The 22946-nt window shown below is 60.9% G+C and carries 20 protein-coding genes, 1 tRNA gene and 1 other RNA gene; 7 read left to right on the forward strand and 15 right to left on the reverse strand.

Annotated features, from left to right (window positions below; all coding sequences use genetic code 11):
- Positions 1-133: 133 nt before the first annotated feature.
- The 6 genes from J1777_RS02390 to trxA all read right to left on the reverse strand — a co-directional run bounded on the left by J1777_RS02390 (position 134) and on the right by trxA (position 7059).
- The gene (locus J1777_RS02390; RefSeq protein ID WP_207574237.1) at positions 134-1513 is read right to left on the reverse strand and encodes an MATE family efflux transporter; all 1380 of its coding nucleotides are present in this window, start codon (positions 1511-1513) and stop codon (positions 134-136) included.
- Between the two features lie 13 nt (positions 1514-1526).
- Positions 1527-3212, reverse strand: a complete 1686-nt coding sequence (locus tag J1777_RS02395) for a hypothetical protein (protein WP_207574238.1) — start codon at positions 3210-3212, stop codon at positions 1527-1529.
- 85 nt (positions 3213-3297) lie between these two features.
- Positions 3298-3543, reverse strand: a complete 246-nt coding sequence (locus J1777_RS02400; protein ID WP_054257309.1) for a type B 50S ribosomal protein L31 — start codon at positions 3541-3543, stop codon at positions 3298-3300.
- A gap of 145 nt (positions 3544-3688) precedes the next feature.
- Positions 3689-4927: an HDOD domain-containing protein gene (locus tag J1777_RS02405; RefSeq protein WP_207574239.1), complete on the reverse strand. Its 1239-nt coding sequence runs from the start codon at positions 4925-4927 to the stop codon at positions 3689-3691.
- A 320-nt stretch (positions 4928-5247) separates the two neighbouring features.
- A complete protein-coding gene (rho, locus tag J1777_RS02410) occupies positions 5248-6510 on the reverse strand; it encodes a transcription termination factor Rho (protein ID WP_207574240.1) in 1263 nt (420 codons plus the stop codon).
- A gap of 216 nt (positions 6511-6726) precedes the next feature.
- Positions 6727-7059 carry a thioredoxin TrxA gene (trxA, locus tag J1777_RS02415; protein ID WP_207574241.1) on the reverse strand — a complete coding sequence of 111 codons (333 nt, stop codon included), beginning with the start codon at positions 7057-7059 and terminating at the stop codon, positions 6727-6729.
- Positions 7060-7279: 220 nt separating this feature from the next.
- On the opposite strand from trxA, the gene J1777_RS02420 reads away from it, so the two are divergent.
- Positions 7280-8548, forward strand: a complete 1269-nt coding sequence (locus J1777_RS02420) for a TIGR03862 family flavoprotein (RefSeq protein WP_207574242.1) — start codon at positions 7280-7282, stop codon at positions 8546-8548.
- A gap of 49 nt (positions 8549-8597) precedes the next feature.
- Here J1777_RS02420 and ffs read toward each other — a convergent pair.
- Positions 8598-8694: signal recognition particle sRNA small type (ffs, locus tag J1777_RS02425), an RNA gene on the reverse strand.
- 53 nt (positions 8695-8747) lie between these two features.
- On the opposite strand from ffs, the gene dnaX reads away from it, so the two are divergent.
- The 3 genes from dnaX (at position 8748) to recR (ending at position 11851) form a co-directional block, all read left to right on the forward strand.
- A complete protein-coding gene (gene dnaX / locus J1777_RS02430) occupies positions 8748-10679 on the forward strand; it encodes a DNA polymerase III subunit gamma/tau (RefSeq protein ID WP_207574243.1) in 1932 nt (643 codons plus the stop codon).
- Between the two features lie 95 nt (positions 10680-10774).
- Positions 10775-11107 (forward strand): YbaB/EbfC family nucleoid-associated protein, encoded by a 333-nt coding sequence (locus tag J1777_RS02435; RefSeq protein ID WP_207574244.1) that lies wholly within the window; start codon positions 10775-10777, stop codon positions 11105-11107.
- A 144-nt stretch (positions 11108-11251) separates the two neighbouring features.
- A complete protein-coding gene (recR, locus tag J1777_RS02440; RefSeq protein WP_207574245.1) occupies positions 11252-11851 on the forward strand; it encodes a recombination mediator RecR in 600 nt (199 codons plus the stop codon).
- A gap of 27 nt (positions 11852-11878) precedes the next feature.
- Here recR and J1777_RS02445 read toward each other — a convergent pair whose 3' ends face one another.
- The 3 genes from J1777_RS02445 to J1777_RS02455 all read right to left on the reverse strand — a co-directional run bounded on the left by J1777_RS02445 (position 11879) and on the right by J1777_RS02455 (position 14475).
- The gene (locus J1777_RS02445; protein WP_207574246.1) at positions 11879-12043 is read right to left on the reverse strand and encodes a hypothetical protein; all 165 of its coding nucleotides are present in this window, start codon (positions 12041-12043) and stop codon (positions 11879-11881) included.
- Positions 12044-12248: 205 nt separating this feature from the next.
- Positions 12249-13313 (reverse strand): alkene reductase, encoded by a 1065-nt coding sequence (locus J1777_RS02450; RefSeq protein WP_207574247.1) that lies wholly within the window; start codon positions 13311-13313, stop codon positions 12249-12251.
- Between the two features lie 148 nt (positions 13314-13461).
- Complete coding sequence (locus J1777_RS02455; protein WP_207574248.1) at positions 13462-14475, reverse strand: GlxA family transcriptional regulator; 1014 nt, start codon at positions 14473-14475, stop codon at positions 13462-13464.
- Between the two features lie 66 nt (positions 14476-14541).
- Here J1777_RS02455 and J1777_RS02460 point away from each other — a divergent pair, with 66 nt between their 5' ends.
- Complete coding sequence (locus J1777_RS02460; RefSeq protein WP_007182542.1) at positions 14542-14844, forward strand: putative quinol monooxygenase; 303 nt, start codon at positions 14542-14544, stop codon at positions 14842-14844.
- 327 nt (positions 14845-15171) lie between these two features.
- Here J1777_RS02460 and J1777_RS02465 read toward each other — a convergent pair.
- From J1777_RS02465 to J1777_RS02475, 3 genes are all read right to left on the reverse strand, one after another.
- A tRNA-Ser gene (locus J1777_RS02465) sits at positions 15172-15261 on the reverse strand.
- A gap of 157 nt (positions 15262-15418) precedes the next feature.
- Positions 15419-17713, reverse strand: a complete 2295-nt coding sequence (locus J1777_RS02470) for an NADP-dependent malic enzyme (protein WP_207574249.1) — start codon at positions 17711-17713, stop codon at positions 15419-15421.
- 64 nt (positions 17714-17777) lie between these two features.
- Positions 17778-18248: an Lrp/AsnC family transcriptional regulator gene (locus tag J1777_RS02475; RefSeq protein ID WP_207574250.1), complete on the reverse strand. Its 471-nt coding sequence runs from the start codon at positions 18246-18248 to the stop codon at positions 17778-17780.
- Between the two features lie 92 nt (positions 18249-18340).
- On the opposite strand from J1777_RS02475, the gene J1777_RS02480 reads away from it, so the two are divergent.
- On the forward strand, positions 18341-18931 hold the full coding sequence (locus J1777_RS02480) for an IMPACT family protein (RefSeq protein ID WP_207574251.1): 591 nt from the start codon (positions 18341-18343) through the stop codon (positions 18929-18931).
- A gap of 18 nt (positions 18932-18949) precedes the next feature.
- Here the strand turns inward: J1777_RS02480 and selD are convergent, their stop codons facing one another.
- Positions 18950-20014 carry a selenide, water dikinase SelD gene (gene selD, locus J1777_RS02485; RefSeq protein ID WP_207574252.1) on the reverse strand — a complete coding sequence of 355 codons (1065 nt, stop codon included), beginning with the start codon at positions 20012-20014 and terminating at the stop codon, positions 18950-18952.
- A gap of 135 nt (positions 20015-20149) precedes the next feature.
- Between selD and mnmH the strand changes: the two genes are divergently transcribed.
- Positions 20150-21202: a tRNA 2-selenouridine(34) synthase MnmH gene (gene mnmH, locus J1777_RS02490; protein WP_207574253.1), complete on the forward strand. Its 1053-nt coding sequence runs from the start codon at positions 20150-20152 to the stop codon at positions 21200-21202.
- Positions 21203-21249: 47 nt separating this feature from the next.
- Here the strand turns inward: mnmH and J1777_RS02495 are convergent.
- The coding region (locus J1777_RS02495) for a hypothetical protein (protein WP_423220531.1) at positions 21250-22946 on the reverse strand (1697 nt) is incomplete at its 5' end.

The raw sequence follows: 22946 nt of genomic DNA on the forward strand, positions 1-22946 counted from the left end.
TGTGCGGGCGCGGCTTCGGGCGGTCTGCGTCGTTGCAAATCCTCGCAATAGCCAAGCTATTGCTGTGGTTTGCGCCTCGCAACTCATCCCGAATCGCATCCCCACACCTTCATTCGAGATCATGAACACGTTCTTATGCGGCAGTCGGTGTGCCTGGGGGCGTGCGGATGTCCTGGCGCTGGGCGGTAAACACTCGCCGAACAATAAATACAAAAATAATAGCTACTACCGCAAGTGATAATGAGGTTGCAACCCAAAAAGGCGTTGGTATCTTTTGCCAATCAGCGGAAGTAGCTCTGTTTATGTAGGCAAGCCAATACCCACCCCCGAGGCCACCGCCCCACAGCAAGGTGCAGTAAACGAGCAGCGGCGCCAGCGTCACGCGCCAGCTGCGCAGCACAAAAATGCACACACATTGCACGTTGTCCGCCACCTGGTACAGCGCCACCCACAGCAATAGCGAGGCCGTGAGGGCCATCACAGCAGCATCGCCCGTATACACCTGGGGCAGCCAGTGGCGCGTGAGCAGCATGGCAGCGCACAGCACGATGCCGCAGGCCAGGGCCAGGCGCACGCCCAGCCATGCGACCTGTTGGGCGCGCAGCTCCTGCCCCTGGCCGCGCCACCAGCTGGCGCGGGCGCTGACGGCAATGCCCAGCGACAGCGGCAGCATGTAGCACACGGCGGCCAGGTTGGCCGCAATCTGGTGGCTGGCGGCCGACAGCGTGCCCTGGCGGGCGACGAACAGGGCCACCAGGGTGAACGAGGTCACCTCCACCCCAATCGCCAGCCCGGCCGGGATGCCCAGGCGCAAAAACTCGCGCAGGCGCGGCCAGTCGGGCGCTTCCAGGCGTTGCCACAGGCGCAGCGGGCGGTAAAACCCCTGGGTGCGCATTAGCACCACCGCGGCGATGGCGATGGCGTAATCGACCAGCAGCGTGGCCCAGGCGCAACCGGCGGCCCCTTGCGGCGCGATGCCCCAGCCGCCAAAGGTAAACCAGATGGACAGCGGCACCTTCAGCACCAGGGCCCCTACCTGAATCCAGGTGACCAGCTGCGGGCGGCCCAGCGCTTGGTTGAGTGTGGTGTACAGGCGAAAGAACAGCGCCGAGGGCAGCGCCCAGCCGACGATGATGAGGTAATCGCGCACGCTTTCGCGCATTGCATCGGGCACCTCGGTCAGGCGCAGCAGTGGCTCGGGGAACAGCAGCACGCCCATGCCCAGCACACTGGCGGCTGCGGCCAGGTACAGCGACTGGCGAAACGATTGCCCGATGGCCGCCGTCTCGCCGCGCCCGTGCTGCTCGGCCCAGACCGGCAGCAGTGCCTGCAGCACGCCCATGAGCGAGACATAGACGCTGACGAACACGGCCGAGGCCACGGACAGGGCGGCCAGCGCATCGGCAGAAAAGCGCCCGGCCACGATGGTGTCGGTCACGCCAAAGGCCATCACGGCCAGTTGGCCCGCCAGCACGGTCACGGCATGGCGGGCGATGACAGAAATATCAGACATAGAAAAAGGCCGATCAGGGATTGCGCCGTTGCAGCACCAGCCACTGGTCGTCCCGGTTGGTGGGGCGCAGCACATTGCGCACCGGCAGCCATTGCGCTGCGTAGGCGTTGCTGCTGGCCTGCCATTCATCAGGGTTGGCGGTAATGAGCCAATCGCATTGCGCCGCAGCGCTGGCAGTGGGCACGATGCTCCAGTCGGTGTGCCAGCGCAAAGCACCCACTTGGGCAATGCTCAAACCCCAGGTCTGCACACAACCGGGTTGGGCTGGCAGGGTGTTTTGCAGGCGGGCAATGTGCGGGGCGTAGCTGCGGCCATAGTCCAGCATGGGCAGCCACAGCGTCATCAGCAGCACCCAGCCCAGCACCGTTCCCCCGGCGGGCAGGGCCAGGCTTTTCCAAATGGCCGCGCGGTGGCGGCGGGTGCGCCAGGCCACCAGCAGCAACCAGGCGGCGCTAGCCATCAAGGCCATGGCCAAGGCGAACGGCTCAAAAGGCGGCTGGTAGCCATCGGACAAGCGGGCCACGTTGGCGGCGGGCTTGGCGGGCCAGCCCGTTTGCACCGATAGCCATACCACCCAGATGGTCAGGGCGCTGACCGTAAAGAAAATCAGTGTCAGCCAGTCAATGAGCGCCCCCAGGCTGCGGCGCAGCGTAGGCAGGGCAAAAGCGGCCACAGCGGCAATGGCCGGTAGCGTCAGCAGCAGCGCACCATCGCGATCCTCATTGAGCAGCATGGCCGCCAAGGTGGCAATCCACAAACCCAGCGGAATCGTCAGGTGCGGCTGCTGCAAAGGTTGGGCCAATTGCCGCCGCCAGCGCCACAACGTCCACAGTGCCAAGGGCCAAGCGGGCCAGCTGAACCAGGTCAGCAAACGCGCCAAACTGGCCCAATCGCGCTGAAGGGGGGCGCTCCAATGCCACAGGTTGAGCTGCTTGCTCAAGGTAAACGTACATACCAGCGCCAAGGCCCACCAGGCCATCCAAGTAAAGCGCTGGGGCAGCTTGGGTGTTTGGATGCCTGCCAGGCCGGCAATGACCAAACTGACCAGTGCCATCGCCAGCTCTGGGGCACCGGCCAGGGCCAAAGCCTGGGGGGCCAGAAAAGCAGCGAACCCCGCGCGCAAGGGCTGCCAGCGCAGATTGCTGGCGGCGTAAAACAAGGCTGCCAAGGCGGCCAGCTGCACCAGGCGGTGGCTGGTTTCATGCCCCATTTGGGCCAAGCCCAGGCAGGCCAGCAGGGCCAGCAGGGCACCATCGGCCAGGGCGCAGGCGTAGTCTTTGGGGTGGGCTTCACCGCCAAAAGCAAAGCTGACGGGCTGGGCGCTGGGCATGCGGGCCAAGCCGTACACCGCTCTCCATGTGCAGGCCAAGGCCAGTGCCAGCAGCCCCATAAAAGGCAGGCGTGCGATCCAATCGCTGCTCCAGCTTGCGGGCAGCCACTGGATGGCCCATGCGCCCAGCCAGTATTGGAGCAGGCCCGGATCGCTGGGCAGCAAGGGGCCCAATTGGGGTTGCAGCCAGTGGGTCTGCCCCTGGGCCAAGGCCCGCATCAGGGCAAAGGCCTGCATGTCCACCTCGCGCCAAGGCGCGCGCCCGACAAACCCTGCCAGGATGTAAACACCGCACAGCACCAACAGAATGCTGCGTGGAATGCGCCGCACAGCGCTTTGTGCAACGATGGCAGGGGTGGGCAGGGACATGGTCAGCAAGATGAGGGGAAGAATGGGCCAAAGAAAAAGGCAGCCAGGATGCCCGGCTGCCTTAGCGCATCACGCTTGGAAAAAATTATTTTTTGCCAAAGCGGTTGCGGAAGCGTTCCACACGGCCACCCATGTTGTCCACGGATTTTTGTGTGCCAGTGTAGAAGGGGTGCGATTCAGACGAAGTATCCAGCTTGAACAGGGGGTACTCTTTGCCTTCAAAGGTTTCTGTTTCTTTGGTGTTTACGCACGAGCGGGTCACAAATTTGAAACCGTTGGACAGGTCCACGAACAGCACTTCGCGGTAATTGGGGTGAATGCCTTCTTTCATGATCTTCCTTTAGCCAAGTGCGGTAGCCGCTCTGGGCGCTTGGCAACCCTTGCCAAACTCGATAACCCAAAATACTTGCCGCATAGAAAAGCCCGCGATTATATGAATAAAAATCAAAATTCTGCATGGGCCATGCAATACGTTCTTAGCCGTCGTGCAAAGACATGGTGGTGTGGGCTTTGCTCAGAGCTTCGATGGTGCGCTCCAGAATTTGCAGGGCATTGACACCACAGGCAGCGGCCAATTGCGGGATTTTTTCGGCGTGCTGCTTGTCCTCGGCTTTGGCCAGTTCCAGCGGCGCCAAAAATTCGCTGGACTGCCCCAGCAGGGCTTGGTGCAAAGCTTCGGGCAGCTGGGTTTGCTCCAGCAGCTCGGCCATGGGCATGCCCATGAGCAAATCGAGCATGGAAAACAAGCCCAGAATGAACAGCGCATCTTTGTCTTTAGGGACTTTGCCCAGCCCCGCCAGGCTTTCCAGAAAGAAGGCGCGGGTGAGGGCTTGCTCGGTGAGCAAACGCTCTCGGAAGTTGGACTGCTTGATGTCAAACAGCAGCAGCGATAACCAGCGGAAGCAGCGCTCTCGGCCCAAAATCAGCAGCGCTTTATCAATCGTCAAAATCGGGTTTTGCAGGCCAATGGCGGGCGAGTTCAAGTAGCGCAGCAGCTTGAACGTCATGATCGGGTCGGCGGTAATTTGGTCGGCAATGACCTTGAGCTCTTCGTCGGTGCGCAACAGGTTGAGCAGCTTGATGGCCAACATGCGGTTGATATCGCTCTTGGGCGGGTGCCAGTTTTCCCGGCTGGTGACAAAGTTGCCAGTAAAAAAATCAAAGCCGCGCTCGAAGCACAAATTAAATTCGTCAAAGCTGTCCAGGTCATTGGCCAGCAAATGCAGTTTGCCTTGCTGCACCGTGCGGCGGCTGGTCAGCGCTTTGTGCAGGCCTTGAATTTCGCGGCCATCAAAGCTGGCCGTTTCCAGTTGGATGTAGTTGGATCGCAGTGCCAGCGGGGCCAAGGTTTTTTGGTGGGTGAGCAAGTCTTTTTTGCTAATTACCCAACCGTAGGCAAAACCATTTTTATCCAGCACCTTGAGCTGGGTGAGAATTTTTTCGGGCTCTAAGGGGTTGCTGCCTGGGCGCAGCATGAGCACCGTATTTTGGGGAGGCAGTTGCAAAATCAGTGGGTTGTCCAGCGATGCCGGGGTCAGATTGACAAAAGCCAACCGGTGCTCGAGCAAGCTGGCAATTCCTAAAGACGACAGGCTGCGCAAAAGCGCATCGTCATACGCGCGGTGCAACATGCCTTCGCGCCCTTGCAGGCGCGAGCGCAGTGCCTCTTGCAAATCAAAGATATAGCCGGCAATACGCTCTTTGCGATCCAGCACGGGCTCGCGGCAGACAAAAGAAGCGTTGGGAGAGTCGGTGTCTTTTACTATTGAATTTGTAGCTTGTTGCGCTTTTCTATTCTTATTTTTATCGTTTTTTTCACCATTTTTTAATGGTGCTATTTCGTTAAGTGCTGCGAATTTTTTTTGGGTGTTGGCCGTAGCGGGTGCTGATTTTTTTTTGATGCCCAATAAACGACGGAAGAAATCAAGCATAAGAGATGCTCCTTGGTGAATAACCGTGTCTTTAACATCACGTTATGCTTGATTCTATGAAGTGTTGCTAGCGTTTAGTCAAACTAAATGAGGCTTGACGTTTTTTAACCTCCACGGCGCATGGCTTCGAAGAATTCGGAGTTATTTTTTGTCTCTTTCATCTTCTTAATCATCAGCTCCATGGATTCGATTTCGTCCATGTTGTACATGAATTGGCGCAAGATGCGCGTTTTTTGCAGCACTTCGGGGGCCAGCAGCAGCTCCTCGCGGCGGGTGCCGCTCTTGGACAGTTCGATGGCCGGAAAGACGCGCTTTTCGTACAGGCGGCGGCTCAGGTGCAGCTCGCTGTTGCCGGTGCCTTTGAATTCTTCAAAAATCACCTCGTCCATGCGGCTGCCCGTGTCGATCAGTGCGGTGGCGATGATGGTCAGGCTGCCACCTTCTTCCACATTGCGCGCCGCGCCAAAAAAGCGCTTGGGGCGGTGCAAAGCATTGGCATCGACACCGCCGGAGAGCACCTTGCCCGAGCTGGGAACGACGTTGTTATAAGCACGCGCCAGGCGGGTGATGGAGTCGAGCAAAACCACCACGTCTTTTTTCAGTTCGACCAGGCGCTTGGCGCGCTCAATCACCATTTCAGCGACGTGCACGTGGCGCGTGGCTGGCTCGTCAAAAGTCGAGGCAATGATTTCGCCGCGCACGGTGCGCTGCATTTCGGTCACTTCTTCGGGGCGCTCATCCACCAGCAGCACCATCAAGTGCACATCGGGATTGTTGGCGGTGATGGCATGGGCCATGTGCTGCATCATCACCGTCTTGCCGCTCTTGGGCGGAGCGACAATCAGCGCCCGCTGGCCGCGGCCAATGGGGGCAATGATGTCGATGATGCGGCCAGTGATGTTCTCCTCGGACTTAATGTCGCGTTCCAAGCGCATTTGCTCTTTGGGGAACAGCGGCGTGAGGTTTTCAAACAGCACCTTGTGCTTGTTGTGCTCGGGAGCGTTGCCATTGATCTTGTCCAGCTTGGTCAGGGCAAAGTAACGCTCACCGTCTTTGGGGATGCGCACTTCGCCTTCAACCATGTCCCCAGTGTGCAGGCTAAAGCGGCGCACTTGGCTGGGGCTGATGTAGATGTCGTCTGTGCTGGCGGTGTAGTTGGTATCGGGGCTGCGCAAAAAGCCAAAACCATCGGGCAGGATTTCGAGTACCCCGTCGGCAAACACTTGTTCACCGGCTTTGGCGCGTTTTTTGATGATGGCGAACATCAGCTCTTGCTTGCGCATGCGGCCAATGTTTTCAATACCCAGTTCTTCGGCCTGTTTGGCCACTTCAGACACATGCAGTGCCTTGAGTTCATTCAAGTGCATGAAACATACTCCTTGGGCGGAGTGCAAAAAGGTGAGAGGGGGGAGGCGTAGCGCCGGTGAATATCCGCTTGGGATGCCAGCGATCGCATGTGGGTGTGGATGCTGGTGCTGCAGCGGTGGATCAGGCTGCAACAGCGCTCAATTATGACAGGAAATAAACAGGCCCACCTGTTTTTTAGCAGATGGGCCAAAAAGAAGAAACGGCTTTGCTGGGTTTTATGCCAGTTGCTGATCGATAAAGGCGGTCAGCTGCGCTTTGGATAAAGCCCCCACCTTGGTGGCAGCCAATTCACCGTTTTTAAACAGCATCAGTGTCGGAATGCCGCGAATGCCAAACTTGGCCGGCATCGCACGGTTTTCATCGACGTTCATCTTGGCGATCGACAGTTTGCCTTGGTAGGCCGTGGCCACTTCGTCCAAGATTGGGGCGATCATTTTGCAGGGGCCGCACCATTCGGCCCAAAAATCCACCAAAACCGTGCTGTCGGGTTGGAGCACATCGGCTTCAAAGCTGGCATCGGTAATGTGTTTGATGAGGTCGCTTGCCATGAATGTCATCCTTTGCTGAACTGGCCAAACCCGAACCACGTCGGGCAAGAAAATATTGGGCTTATTGTGACAGAAATCAATCCGCAGGCGAGCTTTGGGCGTGACCTCTGATGCAAGTGGCCGTGCTATCGCAAAAGCAAGGCCTGCGCTGGGGCTTGCCGCTGGCGCTATGCTGCGCCCCTTTTTTGGATTTGCTGCTTCTTTGAAATGGGTTTGGGGAATGACCACTGTTTTGCCAACGTTATCGTGTGAGGTGGCCATTGTGGGCGCAGGGCCTGCGGGTCTGATGGCGGCGCAGCGATTGGCCGAACAGGGGCGGCAAGTGCTCGTCCTGGATGGCAAAGCGACCGCCGGGCGCAAGTTTTTGCTCGCCGGTAAAGGCGGAATGAACCTGACGCACTCAGAAGACTTGGCCCATTTTGTCGCCCGGTATGGCTGCGCCAGTGCCTTGCTTGCGCCGTTGCTGCAAGACTTTGGGCCGAGCGCTTTGCGGGCTTGGGCACAGGATTTGGGCATTGCCACTTTTGTTGGCAGCTCTGGCCGGGTGTTTCCTAGCGATATGAAGGCGGCACCATTGTTGCGCACTTGGTTGGTGCGCCTGCGCAGTTTGGGCGTGCGCTTTGCCATGCGCCACCAGTGGCAGGGCTGGAACCACGCAGGGCAACCCTGCTTTGCCACGGCGCAAGGGATGCAGCCCGTGCAGGCCAAGGCCTTGGTGCTGGCTTTGGGCGGGGGCAGTTGGCCGCAGCTGGGCTCGGATGGCACCTGGCAAGCCTTGCTGGCGGGTCAAGGTGTCGCGCTGCAGCCACTGCAGCCGGCCAATTGTGGTTTTGATGTGCAAGGGCGCGATGGCCGTGGGTGGACGGATTTATTTGCCCAGCGCTTTGCCGGAGCGCCGCTTAAAAATGTGGCGATCTCTGTTGCCGCAGCCGATGGAGCCGTTTTGCAGCGACAAGGCGAGTTCGTCATTACCGCCACGGGCGTGGAGGGCAGCCTGATTTACGCGCTGGGTTCCAGCTTGCGGGATGCTTTACAGCAGCAGGGGCAAGCCCAGTTTGCGCTGAATTTACTGCCCGGCTGGAGCACGGAAAAAATCCAGGCGGCCATTGCCCATCCCCGTGGCTCACGCAGTTTGAGCAGCCACTTGAAAAGCCGCTTGGGGCTGGATGGTGTCAAGCTGGCCCTGCTCTACGAACTGCTCAGTAAAGAACAAATGCACGACCCGATCGCCCTGGCCCAGTCCGTGCAAGCCCTGCCGATTGCCTTGCAAGCCCCGCGCCCTTTGGCTGAGGCGATCAGCAGCGCTGGGGGTGTACAGTGCGATGCCGTCGATGCTGGCCTGATGCTCAAAACCCTGCCCGGTGTATTTTGCGCGGGCGAAATGCTCGACTGGGAAGCGCCCACCGGCGGCTACTTGCTCACCGCCTGCTTTGCCACTGGTGTGCGGGCGGCCCAAGGGGTGCAGGCGTATTTGCAAGGGCAGGGATAAAAAAACGCTGCGCAACCGAATGGTTCGCAGCGTTGATTGCAAGAATAAGGGTGACGAGCCTTACTCCCGGCACTGGTTTCACGGTTAGGGCTGCTTGGTTCCCCACCTGACCCGGTTGGCCGCTTCCCCATGCGGGAAGGCCCGTCAGGGCGCGATTATAGACCGGTCGCTGTCCATGCAGACCGTAGAATCGGCGGCTATGTCTTATTTAGTGCTCGCTCGTAAATACCGTCCCCGCAACTTTTCCGAAATGGTGGGGCAGGAGCACGTCGTGCAGGCCCTGACCAATGCGCTGACGCAGCAGCGCCTGCACCATGCCTATATGTTCACTGGCACGCGTGGCGTGGGCAAGACCACGGTGTCGCGCATCCTGGCCAAGTCGCTCAACTGCACAGGGGCGGATGGGCAAGGCACGATCACCGCTACGCCTTGCGGTGTTTGCCCTGCGTGCACAGAAATTGATAGCGGACGCTTTCCCGACTATATCGAGTTGGATGCCGCCTCCAACCGCGGGGTGGACGAAGTGCAAAGCCTGCTGGAGCAAGCGGTGTACAAACCGGTGCAGGGGCGCTTCAAGGTCTTCATGATCGACGAGGTGCACATGCTCACCAACACCGCGTTCAACGCCATGTTGAAAACGCTGGAAGAACCGCCCGAGTACCTGAAATTTGTCCTGGCCACCACCGATCCGCAAAAAGTGCCCGTCACCGTGCTCTCGCGCTGCCTGCAGTTCAACTTGCGCCCTATGGCCGCGCAAACCGTGCTGGAGCATTTGCAAACCGTGCTGGCCCAAGAGAGCGTGGCCTTTGAACAGCAAGCGCTGCGCCTGCTGGCCCAAGGGGCCCGAGGCTCGATGCGCGATGCGCTCAGCTTGACCGATCAGGCCATCGCCTTTGGCAGCGGGCAGCTGCAAGAGGCCACCGTGCGCCAGATGCTGGGCGCGGTCGATCGCAGCCATGTGTTTGCGCTGCTTCATGCCTTGGCCGCCGGCAATGGTCGCCAGCTGGTGGAGACGGTGGATGTTTTGCGCATCCACGGCATTTCTGCTGCCGGTACGCTGCAAGAGCTGGCCGCTTTGCTGCAGCGCATGGCCGTGCTGCAAGCCGTGCCGGGGATGGAGCTGGACCCTTCCGACCCCGATGCCCCCGCGCTGCAAGCCTTGGCCACAGCCATGCCCGCCGATGAAATTCAGCTGTGCTACAGCATTGCGCTGCATGGCCAGCAAGAACTGGGCCTGGCCCCGGACGAATACGCCGGTTTGACCATGGTGCTGCTGCGCCCACTGGCCTTTAAAGCCCCGCAGACCGACACCGCGACCGCAGCGTTATCTGCTGCGGCGACGGCCTTGGCTGAAAAAAAAACAGCGGTTAAGCCCGTAGCGGTGCAGTCTGCCCCGGTGGCTGTCGCGCCATCGGCAGTGCCGCCCACGGCGCTGCCTGCGCTGCAGGTGCCAGAGGCCAAACCTGCTTCGGCATGGGAGTCGCCGCACAGCGTAGCCGATCAGCCCCCTGAGGCCGCCGCGCCCCCGCAAGCACCGCCCCCACAAGCCAGCAGCGTGCCGCCGTGGGACGACATTCCGCCCGATGCGCACTACGGTAGCCCTGGGCCAGAGCCAGAATGTGCGCCACCGCCCAGCGTGGCTCCTGCCGTTGTGCCCCCGGTCAAGCCAGCCCCCCCGGTCAGCGCACCAGCCGCAGATGCGGCCCCTTTGCCCCAGGCCACGGTGGCGGCTACTGCGGGAATGGACAGCACCTTGGGCGATTTTTGGGCCGACTGTGTGCAGCAGCTTATCCAGGCCGAGGCCATCTCCGCCCTGGTGCGCGAACTGGCCTTGCAAGCCCAGTTGCTTGCCCAGGATGCCCAAGGCTGGCACTTGCAAGTGCCACGCAGCTCGCTCACCCAAGAGCAAACTGTGCAGCGCTTGGCCGCCGCCTTGGCCCAGGCGTTTGCCTGCCCGGGTGTGCAAGTGCAAGTGGGGCCGGTGCAAGACAGCCCCGCCTTGCGCCACCAGGCCCAGGCCCAAGCCCGCCAGCGCGGTGCTGAGGCCATCGTCGCCAACGATGCCCAGGTGCAGGCGCTGATAGCGCAGTACGGTGCCACCATCGTCCCCGGGAGCATTCGCCCGCTTTGATTTTTCTTGGCAAGACTGCACTGCGGCCCAAGCCGTGGCACTATTGCCGGTTTTCATTTTTGCCCTGACACCCTGATAGAAAAGGAAAAACTACCATGTTCAACAAAGGACAAATCGCTGGCCTGATGAAGCAGGCCCAAGCCATGCAGGACAACCTGAAAAAGGCCCAGGAAGACTTGGCCAACATTGAGGTGGAGGGCGAGTCGGGCGCTGGCTTGGTCAAAGTCGTCATGACCTGCAAGCACGATGTCAAGCGCATCACCATCGACCCCAGCCTGCTGGCCGAAGACAAAGACATGCTCGAAGACCTGGTCGCCGCCGCCTTCAATGCCGCCGTGCGCAAGGCCGAGGAAACCAGCTCCGAAAAGATGGGGAAAATCACCGCCGGTATGCCTGGCCTGCCAGGCGGGATGAAGTTTCCTTTCTAAAAAGAGAGCTGTTTGCGCTGAATAAATAAGGATTTCAGATTGTTTATTACCTAAAATCCTTGTTATATCAGCGCAAAAAGCTATGTGTTTTGAAGGGAAGGCCCAGGCTTTCCCTTTTTTCTTGGTGCTTTGCCATCGCTTGCCATGTCTGAAACCTCTGATATCCAGCCCCTGCAACCCTTGATTGTGGCCCTGCGCCGCCTGCCGGGCGTGGGCGTAAAAACCGCACAGCGCATGGCTTTTCACCTGATGCAACGCGACCAAGACGGGGCGCGGGCGCTGGCCCAGGCGCTGGTGCAAACGCTGGACTCGGTGGTGCACTGCCAGCGCTGCCACACCTTCTCGCACCAAACCATGTGCCCCATTTGCAGCGATGCCGGGCGTGATGCGGCCCGGCTGTGCGTGGTCGAAACCCCGGCCGATTTGGCCGCCATGGAACGCACGGGCGCATACCGGGGCTATTACTTCGTGCTCATGGGCCGCATCTCGCCCATGGATGGCGTGGGGGCCGCGGATTTGGGCTTAAGCCAACTGCTTGCACGCGCCCAAGATGGGCAGGTGCAGGAGGTGATTTTGGCCACCAGCTTCACCACCGAGGGCGAAGCCACCGCCCACATGGCCACCGAACTGCTCAAGGCCCGTGGCCTGCAAGTGACCCGCCTGGCCCGTGGCGTGCCGGTGGGCAGTGAGTTGGAATATGTGGATTTGGGCACCATCGCGCACGCGCTGGTGGAGCGGCGCTAGGAACGTGGCTCGGCGCGGCCAGCGCAGCTAGAGCGGCACGATGGGCAGCTCTTCGGCCAAGATGGGACGGCAAAGAATTTTGTAGCCATCGGCATCAAACCCTGCCGCTGCTTTACCAAGTTTGCGCGCTTGGGCAAGCGTGGTGCTGCTGCCTAAATAGCACCAGTTGTGCACGACGTGGATTTGCTGCAAATCCTCAAATTTTTCTTTTAGTCCGATGGCACCAGGGTAGGGCCAAGTTCGGCGGGCAGCGAAGCAAACCGAGGCAACTTATCAATTAAAGATCGTGATGGCGCACAACACTCGGTAGACGCCATCGATTCACAGCTTCGCAAGATCGAAGGGCAGAGCCCTGGGTATAAAGTGGCTCGTTTCTTCGGTCTTCTGGGGCGGTGATTTACGCGACCTGCAGTGTCGGATAGTCTGTATAGCCCTTGGCGCCACCTGCGTAGAACGTGTTGGAGTCAGGCGCGTTCAGCGGTGCCTTGGCCCTGATGCGTGCGGGCAGGTCCGGGTTAGCCAGGAAGGCGGTGCCAAAGGCCACCGCGTCAAGCTTACCTTCGGCAATAGCTGCCTCTGCCTCATCAGCGCTGTAACCCATATTGCCCACCAACACGCCCTTGTACTTTTCACGCGCTACGGGCATGACATCGGCCTTCTGCACGCCGAAGAAATCGGCGCGCATCACGTGCAGGTAGGCTAACTTGAAGGCATTGAGCCTATCGGCCAGGAAGCCGATGAGGGCCAGCGGATCGCTGTCCTTCATGCTGTTGTAGCTGTTGAGGGGCGACAGGCGCAGACCCACACGTTCGGAACCGATCGCCTGGGTCACGGCAGTGAGTACCTCGAACAGCAAACGTGCACGGTTTTCCAGCGATCCGCCGTAAGCATCGGTGCGCTGGTTGGGCGTGTCGCGCAGAAACTGGTCAATCAGGTAGCCGTTGGCGCCGTGTACTTCCACACCATCAAAGCCGGCGGCAATGGCGTTGCGTGCGCCTTGAGCAAACGCAGCCACGATGCCGGGAATCTCTTCGACGCTCAGGGGGCGGGGCACCGCGTGCGGCACCTTGCCTTGGGGCGTGTGGATCTCACCCTCAATAGCGGTGGCGCTGCTGGAGACAATGGGGGCGCCATCGGCAGCGCCAGGGTAGGCTGCGCGGCCAGCGTGCCAGATCTGCATGAAGATGCGTCCGCCCTTGGCGTGCACCGCGTCGGTCACCTGCCTCCAGGCTGCAATCTGCGCGTCGTTGTAGATGCCAGGCTCATTGACGAAGGCCGATGTACCGGGCGCCACCATGGTGCATTCGGAAATCAGCAGGCCGCCGGTGGCTCGCTGGCTGTAGTACTCGGCCATCAGCGCGTTGGGCATGTGGCCAGCGTCGGCACGGGTGCGGGTCAGCGGTGCCAGAAGGATGCGGTTGGGCAGGGTGAGAGAACCTACTTGAAGTGGATTGAATAGCATGTGGATGAAAACCCAGATTAGTGAACAGAAAACAGTGGAAAAGCTAACAGTATTCCCAATACTCAGACCTTTGAAAGGTCTCTGAACTTTGAAAGGTCACTGAAGACTGCTTTGGCACGGCTGGTGCTTTTGCACCCAACGCCTTTGGTCATCCACCGCGTCGCAACTCCCTGACACCCCGGCCCAGCTTGCGGCGCAACAGGGCCCGCAGGGTCACCCCATCCGAGTAACCGACCTGTGCGGCGACCTGGTCGACGCTGGCGTTCCCGGTGCGCAAGAGATGGACGGCATGCTCCACGCGCAGGTCCTGGAAATACGACAGCGGTGTCTTTCCCAAAACGCTTTGCAACCGCCGCGCCAAGGTGCGCTGGCTTGTGCCTGCGGCGCTGGCCGCCTCGGCCAGCGAGAACCCCTGCGCGAGCCGACGTCTGGCCCAGCACTCGAAGCGCTCCACCATCGGGTCGGCATGCGCAAGGTGGTCGGGAATCACGAACTCGGCTTGCGAACTGCGCGCCTCGACCAGCAGATAGCGTGCCACCAGGGCCGCCAGCGCCGGACTGCGCCCTCGGATGATGCGCAAGGCCAAGTCGACGTGGGCCAAAGCGGCACCCGCGGTGGTGAAGCGTGTCGAGTTCACGATCATGCGTGACTCGTCCAGCGTGACGTTCGGATAGCGCTGCCGAAACATCGGCCCCAGCCACCATGACGTCGTCGCACGATGCCCATCAAGCAGGCCACTCTCTGCAAGCAAGAAACTACCGGAGCAAGCGGCACCAAGGTGCGCGCCAGCGGTGGACCACTGCTGTAGCGCCGCGACCGCGTCGGGCACATCGGGGCGTGTGAGTCGAGCCGAGAGCGTGTCAGGCATCTTGTCGCCAAACGCTGGCACGAGCACGACGTCTGGTTCGGGCACACCATGCGCAGTGACCACGGGGACCGTCAAGCCTTGCGCAGTTCGGATGCGACGCCGCACGCCCACCAGCGTGAGCTCTATGTGCGCGGGAGCCTGTGGCAGCGAGCCCGCCATCGCATTGGCTAAGCCCACTGTGTCAGTGAGCGCCGCAAGCCCCAGATCAAACACGCCATCACAAATAAGGAGGTGGAGTTTCATGGCAACAATGATATCAATGTTGTCATTATTGCCTATAGGGATGTCTGTCATGAAGACTTAGACTGCAGTCTCGTCGATCCCTTCACCCACTTTTCCATTTACCCAAAGGAATACATCATGACCAAGCTCGCCCTGTTTGTTCGCCTCGAAGCTAAACCCGGCCAGGAGGCTGCGCTTGCCGACTTCCTGGCCAGCGCACTGCCGCTCGCCAACGCCGAGTCCGGCACCACGGCCTGGTTCGCATTGAAGTTTGGCCCTTCGACGTTCGGTGTGTTCGATGCCTTTGCCGATGAGGCAGGTCGCCAAGCACATCTGAACGGCCAGATCGCCGCGGCCTTGATGGCCAACGCCGCGACCTTGCTCAGTTCTCCGCCCAATATCGAGAAGGTCGAACTGCTTGCAGCCAAACTGCCTGCATGACAACTCGGCCTTGACCCAATCAGGTCACGCTGCAGGATGGGGGGCACACAGCCCTACGTGCGATCCCAACCTCCTTGCTGTCATTCTTGCAGTTGGGCCACGGATGCAGCGCTGCAAGTGTTGGAATATGTGCTGGTGCTCAAAGGCATGCTCTCTGAATTTCAGGCAAGAAAAAAGCCCTGAGCGGTTGGCGCTCAGGGCTTTGAGTACAGGATAGCTAAGGAGTGGTTGCTTATATTTTATGCAAACAATTCCGTATAACCAAGCGTATAACGGTATATTGACTTTTAAAAAAGTCGTTATAAATCAATAACTTAAAATGTATTTTGGCGGTGGGTCAGGGATTCGAACCCTGGAAGGACTTACATCCTTGCTAGTTTTCAAGACTAGTGCATTCAACCGCTCTGCCAACCCACCCAATGGCGTGGCGTGCCAAGCATTTGCGGCACCGCTTGAACCAAAGTGTTCAAGCAGGGTGTGCCTGCAACCGCTTTGCCACGCTTTGCAAGGAGCGCCATTCTACACAAGCTGAACGGGGGAAATCCGCTCGCTTGTGCAGCAGGTGCAGGCTGGTTTAGCCGGTTTGCTGTGCTTTGGCGGCCGCCAGGGCGGTCATATTGACGATGCGGCGCACCGTGGACGATGGCGTGATGATGTGGGCCGAGTCGGCCACGCCCATCAGCACGGGGCCAATGGTGGTGCCGTGGGAGACGGTGGTTTTGAGCACATTGAACAAAATATTGGCCGCATCCAGGTTGGGGCAGATCAGGATGTTGGCTTCGCCGTGCAAGGACGACTCCAGCAAGCCGCGCCCGCGCACGCTTTCGTCTAAGGCGGCATCGCCGTGCATTTCGCCGTCGCACTCAATGTGCGGATGCTGGGCGCAGAACAAGTCCCGGGCCTGGCGCACTTTGAGCGCCGACTTGCGCGTGGAGGAGCCGTAGTTGCTGTGCGAAACAAAGGCCACCTTGGGCGGGATGCCAAAGCGCTGGACTTCTTCGGCCGCCATCCAGGCGATGTGGGCCAGCTCTTGGGCGCTGGGGTCTTCGTTGATGTAGGTGTCTGCGATGAACAGGGTGCGCCCTTCCAGCAGCAAGGCATTGACGGTGGCCAGGCACTGGGCATCGGGCTTGCGGCCTAAAACGCCTTCCAGGTGCGCCAGGTGGCGGTCAAAGCGCCCGACCAGGCCGCACAGCATGGCATCGGCATCGCCCATTTTGACCATCATGGTGGCAATCAGGGTATTGGAGCGGCGCAGCACTTTTTTCGCTGTTTCGGGGGTCACGCCGTTGCGGCCCATGATGCGGTGGTAAGCCTCCCAGTACTGGCGAAAGCGCGGGTCGTCCTCGGGGTCGCACAGCTCAAAATCCACCCCGGCTTGCAGGCGCAGGCCCGCCTTGGCGATGCGGGTGGCGATGATTTCGGGGCGGCCAATCAAGATGGGCCGGGCCAGCTTTTCATCGACCACGGTTTGCACGGCCCGCAGCACGCGCTCGTCTTCGCCCTCGGCGTAGGCCACGCGCTGGGGGGTGGCTTTGGCGGCGGCAAACACCGGGCGCATGATCATGCTGGTTTGGTACACAAAGCGCGTCAGGTGCTCGCGGTAGGCGGCGTAATCGGGAATGGGGCGGGTGGCAACCCCCGATTCCTCGGCCGCCTGGGCCACCGCCGGGGCAATGCGCAAAATCAGGCGCGTATCAAAGGGGGTGGGGATGAGGTAATCGGGGCCGAAGGTGAGTTCTTTGCCCTGGTAGGCGGCGGCCACTTCATCGCTCACGTCCTGCTTGGCCAGGGCGGCAATTTCGCGCACGCAGGCCAGCTTCATGCTTTCGGTGATTTTGGTGGCCCCGCAGTCCAAAGCGCCCCGGAAGATGTAGGGGAAGCACAAAACGTTGTTCACCTGGTTGGGGTAGTCCGAGCGGCCGGTGGCGATGATGCAGTCGGGGCGCACGGCTTTGGCCAGCTCAGGGCGGATTTCTGGCTCGGGGTTGGCCAGGGCCAGGATGATGGGCTTGTCGGCCATGGTTTTGAGCATGTCCGCCGTCAGCACGCCGGGGGCCGAGCAGCCCAGGAAAACGTCGGCATTGTTTACCGCGTCGGCCAGAGTGCGGCCTTCGGTGGCCTGCGCAAAGGCGGCTTTGGAGGCATCCAGCGTGCCAGGGCGGCCGGCATAGATCAGGCCTTTGGAGTCGCACATGAAGACGTTTTCGCGGCGCACACCCAAGCCCAGCATGACGTTCACACAGGCAATGGCCGCGGCCCCTGCGCCAGAGACGGCCACTTTGACCTGGGCAATATCTTTGCCGACCAATTCCAGCCCATTGAGCAAGGCGGCGCTGGAGATGATGGCCGTGCCGTGCTGGTCGTCGTGAAAGACGGGGATGTTCATGCGCTTGGACAGCTCTTGCTCAATGTAGAAGCACTCGGGCGCTTTGATGTCTTCCAGGTTGATGCCGCCCAGTGTGGGCTCCAGGGCGGCAATGATGTCGATGAGTTTGTTCGGATCGCGCTCGTCCAGCTCGATGTCAAACACATCCACCCCGGCAAATTTTTTGAACAGGCAGCCCTTGCCTTCCATCACCGGCTTGCCCGCCAGCGGGCCAATATCGCCCAGGCCCAGCACGGCGGTGCCGTTGGTGATCACCCCCACCAGGTTGCCCCGGGCGGTGTAGTCAAAGGCTTTGCTGGGGTCGGCTTGAATATCCAGGCAAGGGTAGGCCACACCGGGCGAGTAGGCCAGGGACAGGTCGCGCTGGTTGGACAGCGGCTTGGTGGGGGTGACGGAGATTTTTCCCTTGCTTGGGTGGCTGTGGTAGTCACGCGCAGCATCGCGCAGGGTTTGTTCGGCAGGAGTGAGTGATTGGGTCATGGGGGTTTCGTACTTTGTGATTCAACAGTGAACAGTGAATGGGGTGCAACAGGGTGGGGAAAAATCAAGCGTTGCCCATCCCGACGGGGGCGGTGGAGCGGCGGTCGATTTTGCGGCTTAAAACCACCGAGGTGTAGGTCTGCTGGATGCCGTCAATCATTCCGATGCGGTCCAGCAGGGCATCGAGCTTTTCGTTGCTCTCGCAGCGCAAAAACACCATGTAGTCGTACTGGCCGCTGACGGCAGAGACTTCTTCGACTTCGACCAGGCGGTTGAGCGACTGCATCACCGAGGGGGCCATTTTGGGCTGCACCCGGATGCCGCAGTAGGCCCGCACGGCCGCTTGCTCCATGCGTTCACCCAGGCGCACGCCGTAGCCGGCGATGACGCTTTCTTGCTCCAGACGCGCGATGCGGGCCACCACGGTGGTGCGGGCCAAATTCATCTGCCGCGCCAGGTGGGCGGTGGATGCCCGGGCGTTCATGTGCAGCAGGCGCAGCAATTGGCGGTCAATGTCGTCTAAGCGGTAATCCATGGATGCAATTGTGCCTTGCCCATGGCGTGCTTATTGTTTGCTGAGCGCTCTTGTTGGTGTGTGGGGCCGATTGCGCTTAAGCTTTTGGCCCCATGGCAAGTACGATTTTTTCTTCTGTTGATTACGAATTGGTGATTAAAAAAAGCCGCTTTATTGCGTGCATTCAGCCGGTGGCCGACCGCGCCAGCGCCCAGGCGGTGGTGCAGCAGCTGTGGGCCCAGCACCCAGATGCCGCGCACATTTGCTGGGCCTTGCTGGCGGGTGGGCAGTCGGCGGCGGTGGACGATGGCGAGCCCAGTGGCACCGCGGGCCGCCCGATGCTGGAGGTGCTGCGCCACCACGATTTGGAAGGAGTACTGGCCACCGTGGTGCGCTATTTCGGCGGGGTCAAACTGGGGGCCGGCGGCTTGGTGCGGGCCTATACCGATGCGGTGGCCCAGGCGCTGCAGCGGGCTGAAAAAGTGCCACTGCGGCGCTTGTGTACCCAGCAATGCGCTGTGTCCTACGCCCTGGAGGGCTGGATGCGCAGACAACTAGAGCAGTCAGCGGCCGTATTGCTTGCCGTTGAGCATCAAACCCAGGTAAAAATGCAATGGCAGATTGCGGAAGATGCTATGCAAAGCCTAACAGCCCGCATCAACGAGGCTGGCCAGGGGCGGGTGGCCTGGCTGGAGCATTGGTAGGTGGTATGCGCCGCGCGCTTATTGGACTTGCACTTGGGCCGGGCCCGTTTGCATCGTGCCAATCACGCGGGCGGCACCAAAGCCGTGGCGGGAGAAGATCTCCAGTACCTGCGCGGCCACTTCGGGGCGGCACGATACCAGCAGGCCGCCGGAGGTTTGCGGGTCGGTCAGCACGGCCCGCTGGCTGGCGCTGATGTGCTCGCCCAGCACGACGTGCTCGCCATACGCGGCCCAGTTGCGGCCCGAAGCGCCAGTGACCACGCCTTGCTCGGCAAACGTTTGAATGCCCGGCAGCAGTGGCAGGGCGGCAGCATCAATGCAGGCGGTGAGCTGGGCACCCTTGGCCATCTCCAGCGCGTGGCCCAGCAAGCCAAAGCCGGTGACATCCGTCAGGGCATGCACGCCGGGCAATTGCGCCAAATCGGGGCCGGGGCGGTTCAGTTGCGTGGTGGCGCTGATCATGGCGGTGTAGCCGGTGGCATCGAGCAATTCTTTTTTGAGCGCGGCCGACAAAATGCCCACGCCCAGCGGTTTGCCCAAAATCAGCACGTCGCCCGCCTGGGCATCGGCGTTGCGCTTGAGTTGCCGGGGATCCACGATGCCAATGGCCACCAGCCCGTAAATGGGTTCGACCGAGTCGATCGAATGCCCGCCCGCCAGCGGGATGCCCGCAGCGCGGCAGACGCTGGCCCCACCTTCCAAAATGGCCGCAATGGTGCTGTGCGGCAGCACATTGATCGGCATGCCAACAATGGCCAGCGCCATCAGCGGCGTGGCCCCCATGGCGTAAATATCCGACAGCGCATTGGTGGCAGCGATGCGGCCAAAGTCGTGTGGGTCATCGACGATGGGCATGAAAAAATCGGTCGTCGCCACAATCGCTTGGTGCTCATTGATGCGATAGACGGCGGCATCGTCGGCCGTTTCGGTGCCGACCAATAAATCTGGAAAAAATTGGGTGGGCAGGGTGCTTTGGCCAATCAGTTGGGCCAGGATGCCCGGGGCAATTTTGCAGCCACAGCCACCGCCATGCGAGAGCGAAGTTAAACGGGGAGCGGTGGTAGTAGCAAGGGTTTCAGACATGGCAGACACAAGGGGCGCAGTAACAATGGGGAATGGGGCAAATTGTAGCGTTCAAGTTTTACGCCCTCTTCAGGGACCCAGGGGGCGGGGCTATGACAATGGCGGTTGTTTCATTTTTACCTGATGGCTTTTTAAATGTCCCAGCGCCAGCCTGTTCGTGTTACCGAGATTGCCCGGTTTACCACCGTGATTGATGCTCGCTCTCCTGCTGAATTTGCCCTTGACCACATTCCGGGGGCGATCAACTGCCCGGTGCTCGATGATGCGCAGCGGGCCATCATTGGCACGCTGTACAAGCAGCAAGGCGCATTTGCAGCCAAGCGGCTGGGTGCCGCCTGGGTGGCCGCCAACTTGGCCCGGCATTTAACCACCACGTTGGCCGATCGCCCGGCGAACTGGAAGCCCTTGGTGTATTGCTGGCGTGGGGGGATGCGCAGCGGCTCCATGGTGACGTGGCTGCGCATGGTGGGCTGGGATGCGCAGCAGCTGACGGGGGGCTATAAAGCCTACCGCCACCACGTTGTGGAGCAGTTGCGCCAGCGGGTGCCGCAATTGCGGCTGCGGGTGGTGTGCGGGGCCACGGGCAGTGCCAAAACGCGCTTGCTGCATGCCCTGCAGGCGCAAGGGGCGCAGGTGCTCGATTTGGAGGGCCTGGCCTGTCACAAGGGGTCGCTGCTTGGAGCGGTGCCCGGCGTGGAGCAGCCCAGCCAAAAAGCGTTTGAGACGCGGCTGCTCCATGCCCTTGAGCAGTTGGATACGGCCCAGCCGATTTTCATTGAGGGCGAGAGCGCCAAGATTGGCCGCCTGGCTGTGCCGCTGGAGCTGATTGCCCAGATGCGCAGCGCCCCCGTGCTGGAGGTGCAAGCCACGCCTGACGTGCGGCTGGCGTTTTTGCTGCGCGATTACGCCTATTTGGGGGACGATGTGCCGCTGCTGTGCCAGCGGCTGGCCTTGCTCAAAGAGCTGCAGGGCAAAGAGACCATTGCCCGCTGGCAAGCCTGGGCGCAGGCGGGCGATTTCCGCAATTTGTTTGCCGAGCTGATGGCCTTGCACTACGACCCGCAGTACCTGCGCTCGCAAGCGCGCAACTTCCAGCAGTGGGCGCAGCGCCAGTCGGTGCAGGCCAGCAGCTTGAGCGAAGCTGGCATTGTGGATTTGGCCCGGCAGGTGCTGAAAAATATGCACTGATGGCTGCCAGCAGACAGCACGCTGCGGGCTGATCTGGCGCGCTAGGGCTAGGGTTTGGACTCTGGCGGGGTGCTGGGCTTGAACTCGAAGTTGTCAAAATCCAGCCCCTCCATGTCGAAGGAGGGCGGGGGCACTTTTTCAGCAGGCGCGGTGGGCGCGGCGCTGTCGGCCTCGCCGCTGCTGGGCAAGGGCCAGTCCAGGCCAAAGTCGGTCAAGAGGGCGTTGTCGGTGTTTTCAAAAGGCGCTGGCGGCAGGCTGGCCTCGGCCTGGGGCGGCTGCTCGGGCGATGGGGGCGGCGGCTCCACGGCTGAAAATTCGGCCAGATCATGAGGGAAATCATTCGGCAAATCGCCAGGCAGATCACCCAGCAGATTGGAAGGCAGATCGGCCTCTAGGCCGCCCGCCAAGTGGGGCACATCCAGCAGCGGTGTGGCTGCCAGGGCGGACGCGGCGGTGCTGCTGTCTTGCGCCAGGCGGCTGTTGTCGGGTGCCAAGCGGCTGTCGTCGGGTGCCAAGCTGCGCTGGGCGGCGGCAATGGTGCTGCTGCGGGCCAGGGTGCTGCCGCGTTGGCTGGCCGTGGTGTGTTCGGCAATTTCGTACAGCAGAAGCAGTTCTTGGAACGCCGTGGCTGGCAGGCGGTCCAGGGGCTGGGCCAGCTTGGGGGTTGTTGTCGGGTAGTGGATGGCCCCGCCCATCAGAGGCAGCACATCGTCGGTGGGCCAGAGGGCTTCAATTTGCGTGAGCAGGGGTACGGCACCTTCGAGCAAGTCGGCGCTGGGCGCGTGGTAATTTTCCAGGCGGGGTGCTTGGATGTTGAACACCGCCTCTAGGGCGCGTCGGGTGGTTTCAAAGGCCTCGGTGCGGCTGAGTTGGTAGAAAAACTCCAGCAACTTCAGGTAGGGCAGGGGGGAGGCTTTGGGATTTTTCTCGATGAGGCTTTCCAGCAGGATGATGGCCTCATCGTATTCGCCAATCGAGGCGTAAAACTCGGCCTGCTCCTGGGTGTCCAGAAAGTCTTGGGTGGTGACCGTCAGGTAGGCCGACGGAGCCTCGGCGCTGTCGCCCTCGTTCAGGTGGTTGTCCGCTTGGGGCAGGAAAAAAGCGTTGGGCTGGATGGGCACCTCGATGGGGGCCGGGGGCGCAGGTTCTACCGGGGCGGGCGCAGGGTTGGCTTGCTTAGTAGGAGCTTCTGGCGCTTCTACTGTGGGCTTTTTTACTGTTTCTACGCTGTATTGTGTTTCTTCTTCAACGGGGGATGCTATGTATTTTTCTTCAGCATCGGGGGCGTGTGCGCTGCGGACGGCTTGGTGCCAATCGCTGGCAGCGTGCTGGCGTTCGGCCCGCAGGCGCTGCAGCAAGTAGGCAATGGCCAGCAGCGCCGCCGTGAGCACGGCCAAAAGCAGGTAAAGCCACAGGGGCAGGGTGTTAGCCGCTTTGGCGGCTGCCAATTCAGCCGTCAGCCCGGCGATTTCGGCGCGGCTTTTTTTCTGTTGTTCTTCTAGGCTGGCCAGCTGGGTTTGTAGCTGCAGCAGGCGCTCGTTTTCAATGGCGGCGGTATTGGCGGTATCGGCGGGCGCAAGGGCAATCGTCGATTCGCCCCGATTGGCGGCCGCTCCCTCCTCCCCGTCATGAAACAAAAACAGCGTGTCCATGCGCAGCACCGGGCGGGCGCTGTCCAATGCGGTGATGCTCAGGGCCAGCGGGGCTGCTGCCGCCGGGTCGGCCGGGGGCGTGCGTGCAGGCG

It is taken from the genome of Comamonas denitrificans, assembly GCF_017368815.1.
In the GTDB taxonomy this organism is placed as follows: domain Bacteria; phylum Pseudomonadota; class Gammaproteobacteria; order Burkholderiales; family Burkholderiaceae_C; genus Comamonas; species Comamonas denitrificans.

Coding starts and splice junctions, on each gene's coding strand:
- J1777_RS02390 (WP_207574237.1), bottom strand. CDS start 1,513: ATGTCTGATATTTCTGTCATCGCCCGCCATGCCGTGACCGTGCTGGCG.
- J1777_RS02395 (WP_207574238.1), bottom strand. CDS start 3,212: ATGTCCCTGCCCACCCCTGCCATCGTTGCACAAAGCGCTGTGCGGCGC.
- J1777_RS02400 (WP_054257309.1), bottom strand. CDS start 3,543: ATGAAAGAAGGCATTCACCCCAATTACCGCGAAGTGCTGTTCGTGGAC.
- rho (WP_207574240.1), bottom strand. CDS start 6,510: ATGCACTTGAATGAACTCAAGGCACTGCATGTGTCTGAAGTGGCCAAA.
- trxA (WP_207574241.1), bottom strand. CDS start 7,059: ATGGCAAGCGACCTCATCAAACACATTACCGATGCCAGCTTTGAAGCC.
- J1777_RS02420 (WP_207574242.1), top strand. CDS start 7,280: ATGACCACTGTTTTGCCAACGTTATCGTGTGAGGTGGCCATTGTGGGC.
- dnaX (WP_207574243.1), top strand. CDS start 8,748: ATGTCTTATTTAGTGCTCGCTCGTAAATACCGTCCCCGCAACTTTTCC.
- J1777_RS02435 (WP_207574244.1), top strand. CDS start 10,775: ATGTTCAACAAAGGACAAATCGCTGGCCTGATGAAGCAGGCCCAAGCC.
- recR (WP_207574245.1), top strand. CDS start 11,252: ATGTCTGAAACCTCTGATATCCAGCCCCTGCAACCCTTGATTGTGGCC.
- J1777_RS02450 (WP_207574247.1), bottom strand. CDS start 13,313: ATGCTATTCAATCCACTTCAAGTAGGTTCTCTCACCCTGCCCAACCGC.
- J1777_RS02455 (WP_207574248.1), bottom strand. CDS start 14,475: ATGACAGACATCCCTATAGGCAATAATGACAACATTGATATCATTGTT.
- J1777_RS02460 (WP_007182542.1), top strand. CDS start 14,542: ATGACCAAGCTCGCCCTGTTTGTTCGCCTCGAAGCTAAACCCGGCCAG.
- J1777_RS02470 (WP_207574249.1), bottom strand. CDS start 17,713: ATGACCCAATCACTCACTCCTGCCGAACAAACCCTGCGCGATGCTGCG.
- J1777_RS02475 (WP_207574250.1), bottom strand. CDS start 18,248: ATGGATTACCGCTTAGACGACATTGACCGCCAATTGCTGCGCCTGCTG.
- J1777_RS02480 (WP_207574251.1), top strand. CDS start 18,341: ATGGCAAGTACGATTTTTTCTTCTGTTGATTACGAATTGGTGATTAAA.
- selD (WP_207574252.1), bottom strand. CDS start 20,014: ATGTCTGAAACCCTTGCTACTACCACCGCTCCCCGTTTAACTTCGCTC.
- mnmH (WP_207574253.1), top strand. CDS start 20,150: ATGTCCCAGCGCCAGCCTGTTCGTGTTACCGAGATTGCCCGGTTTACC.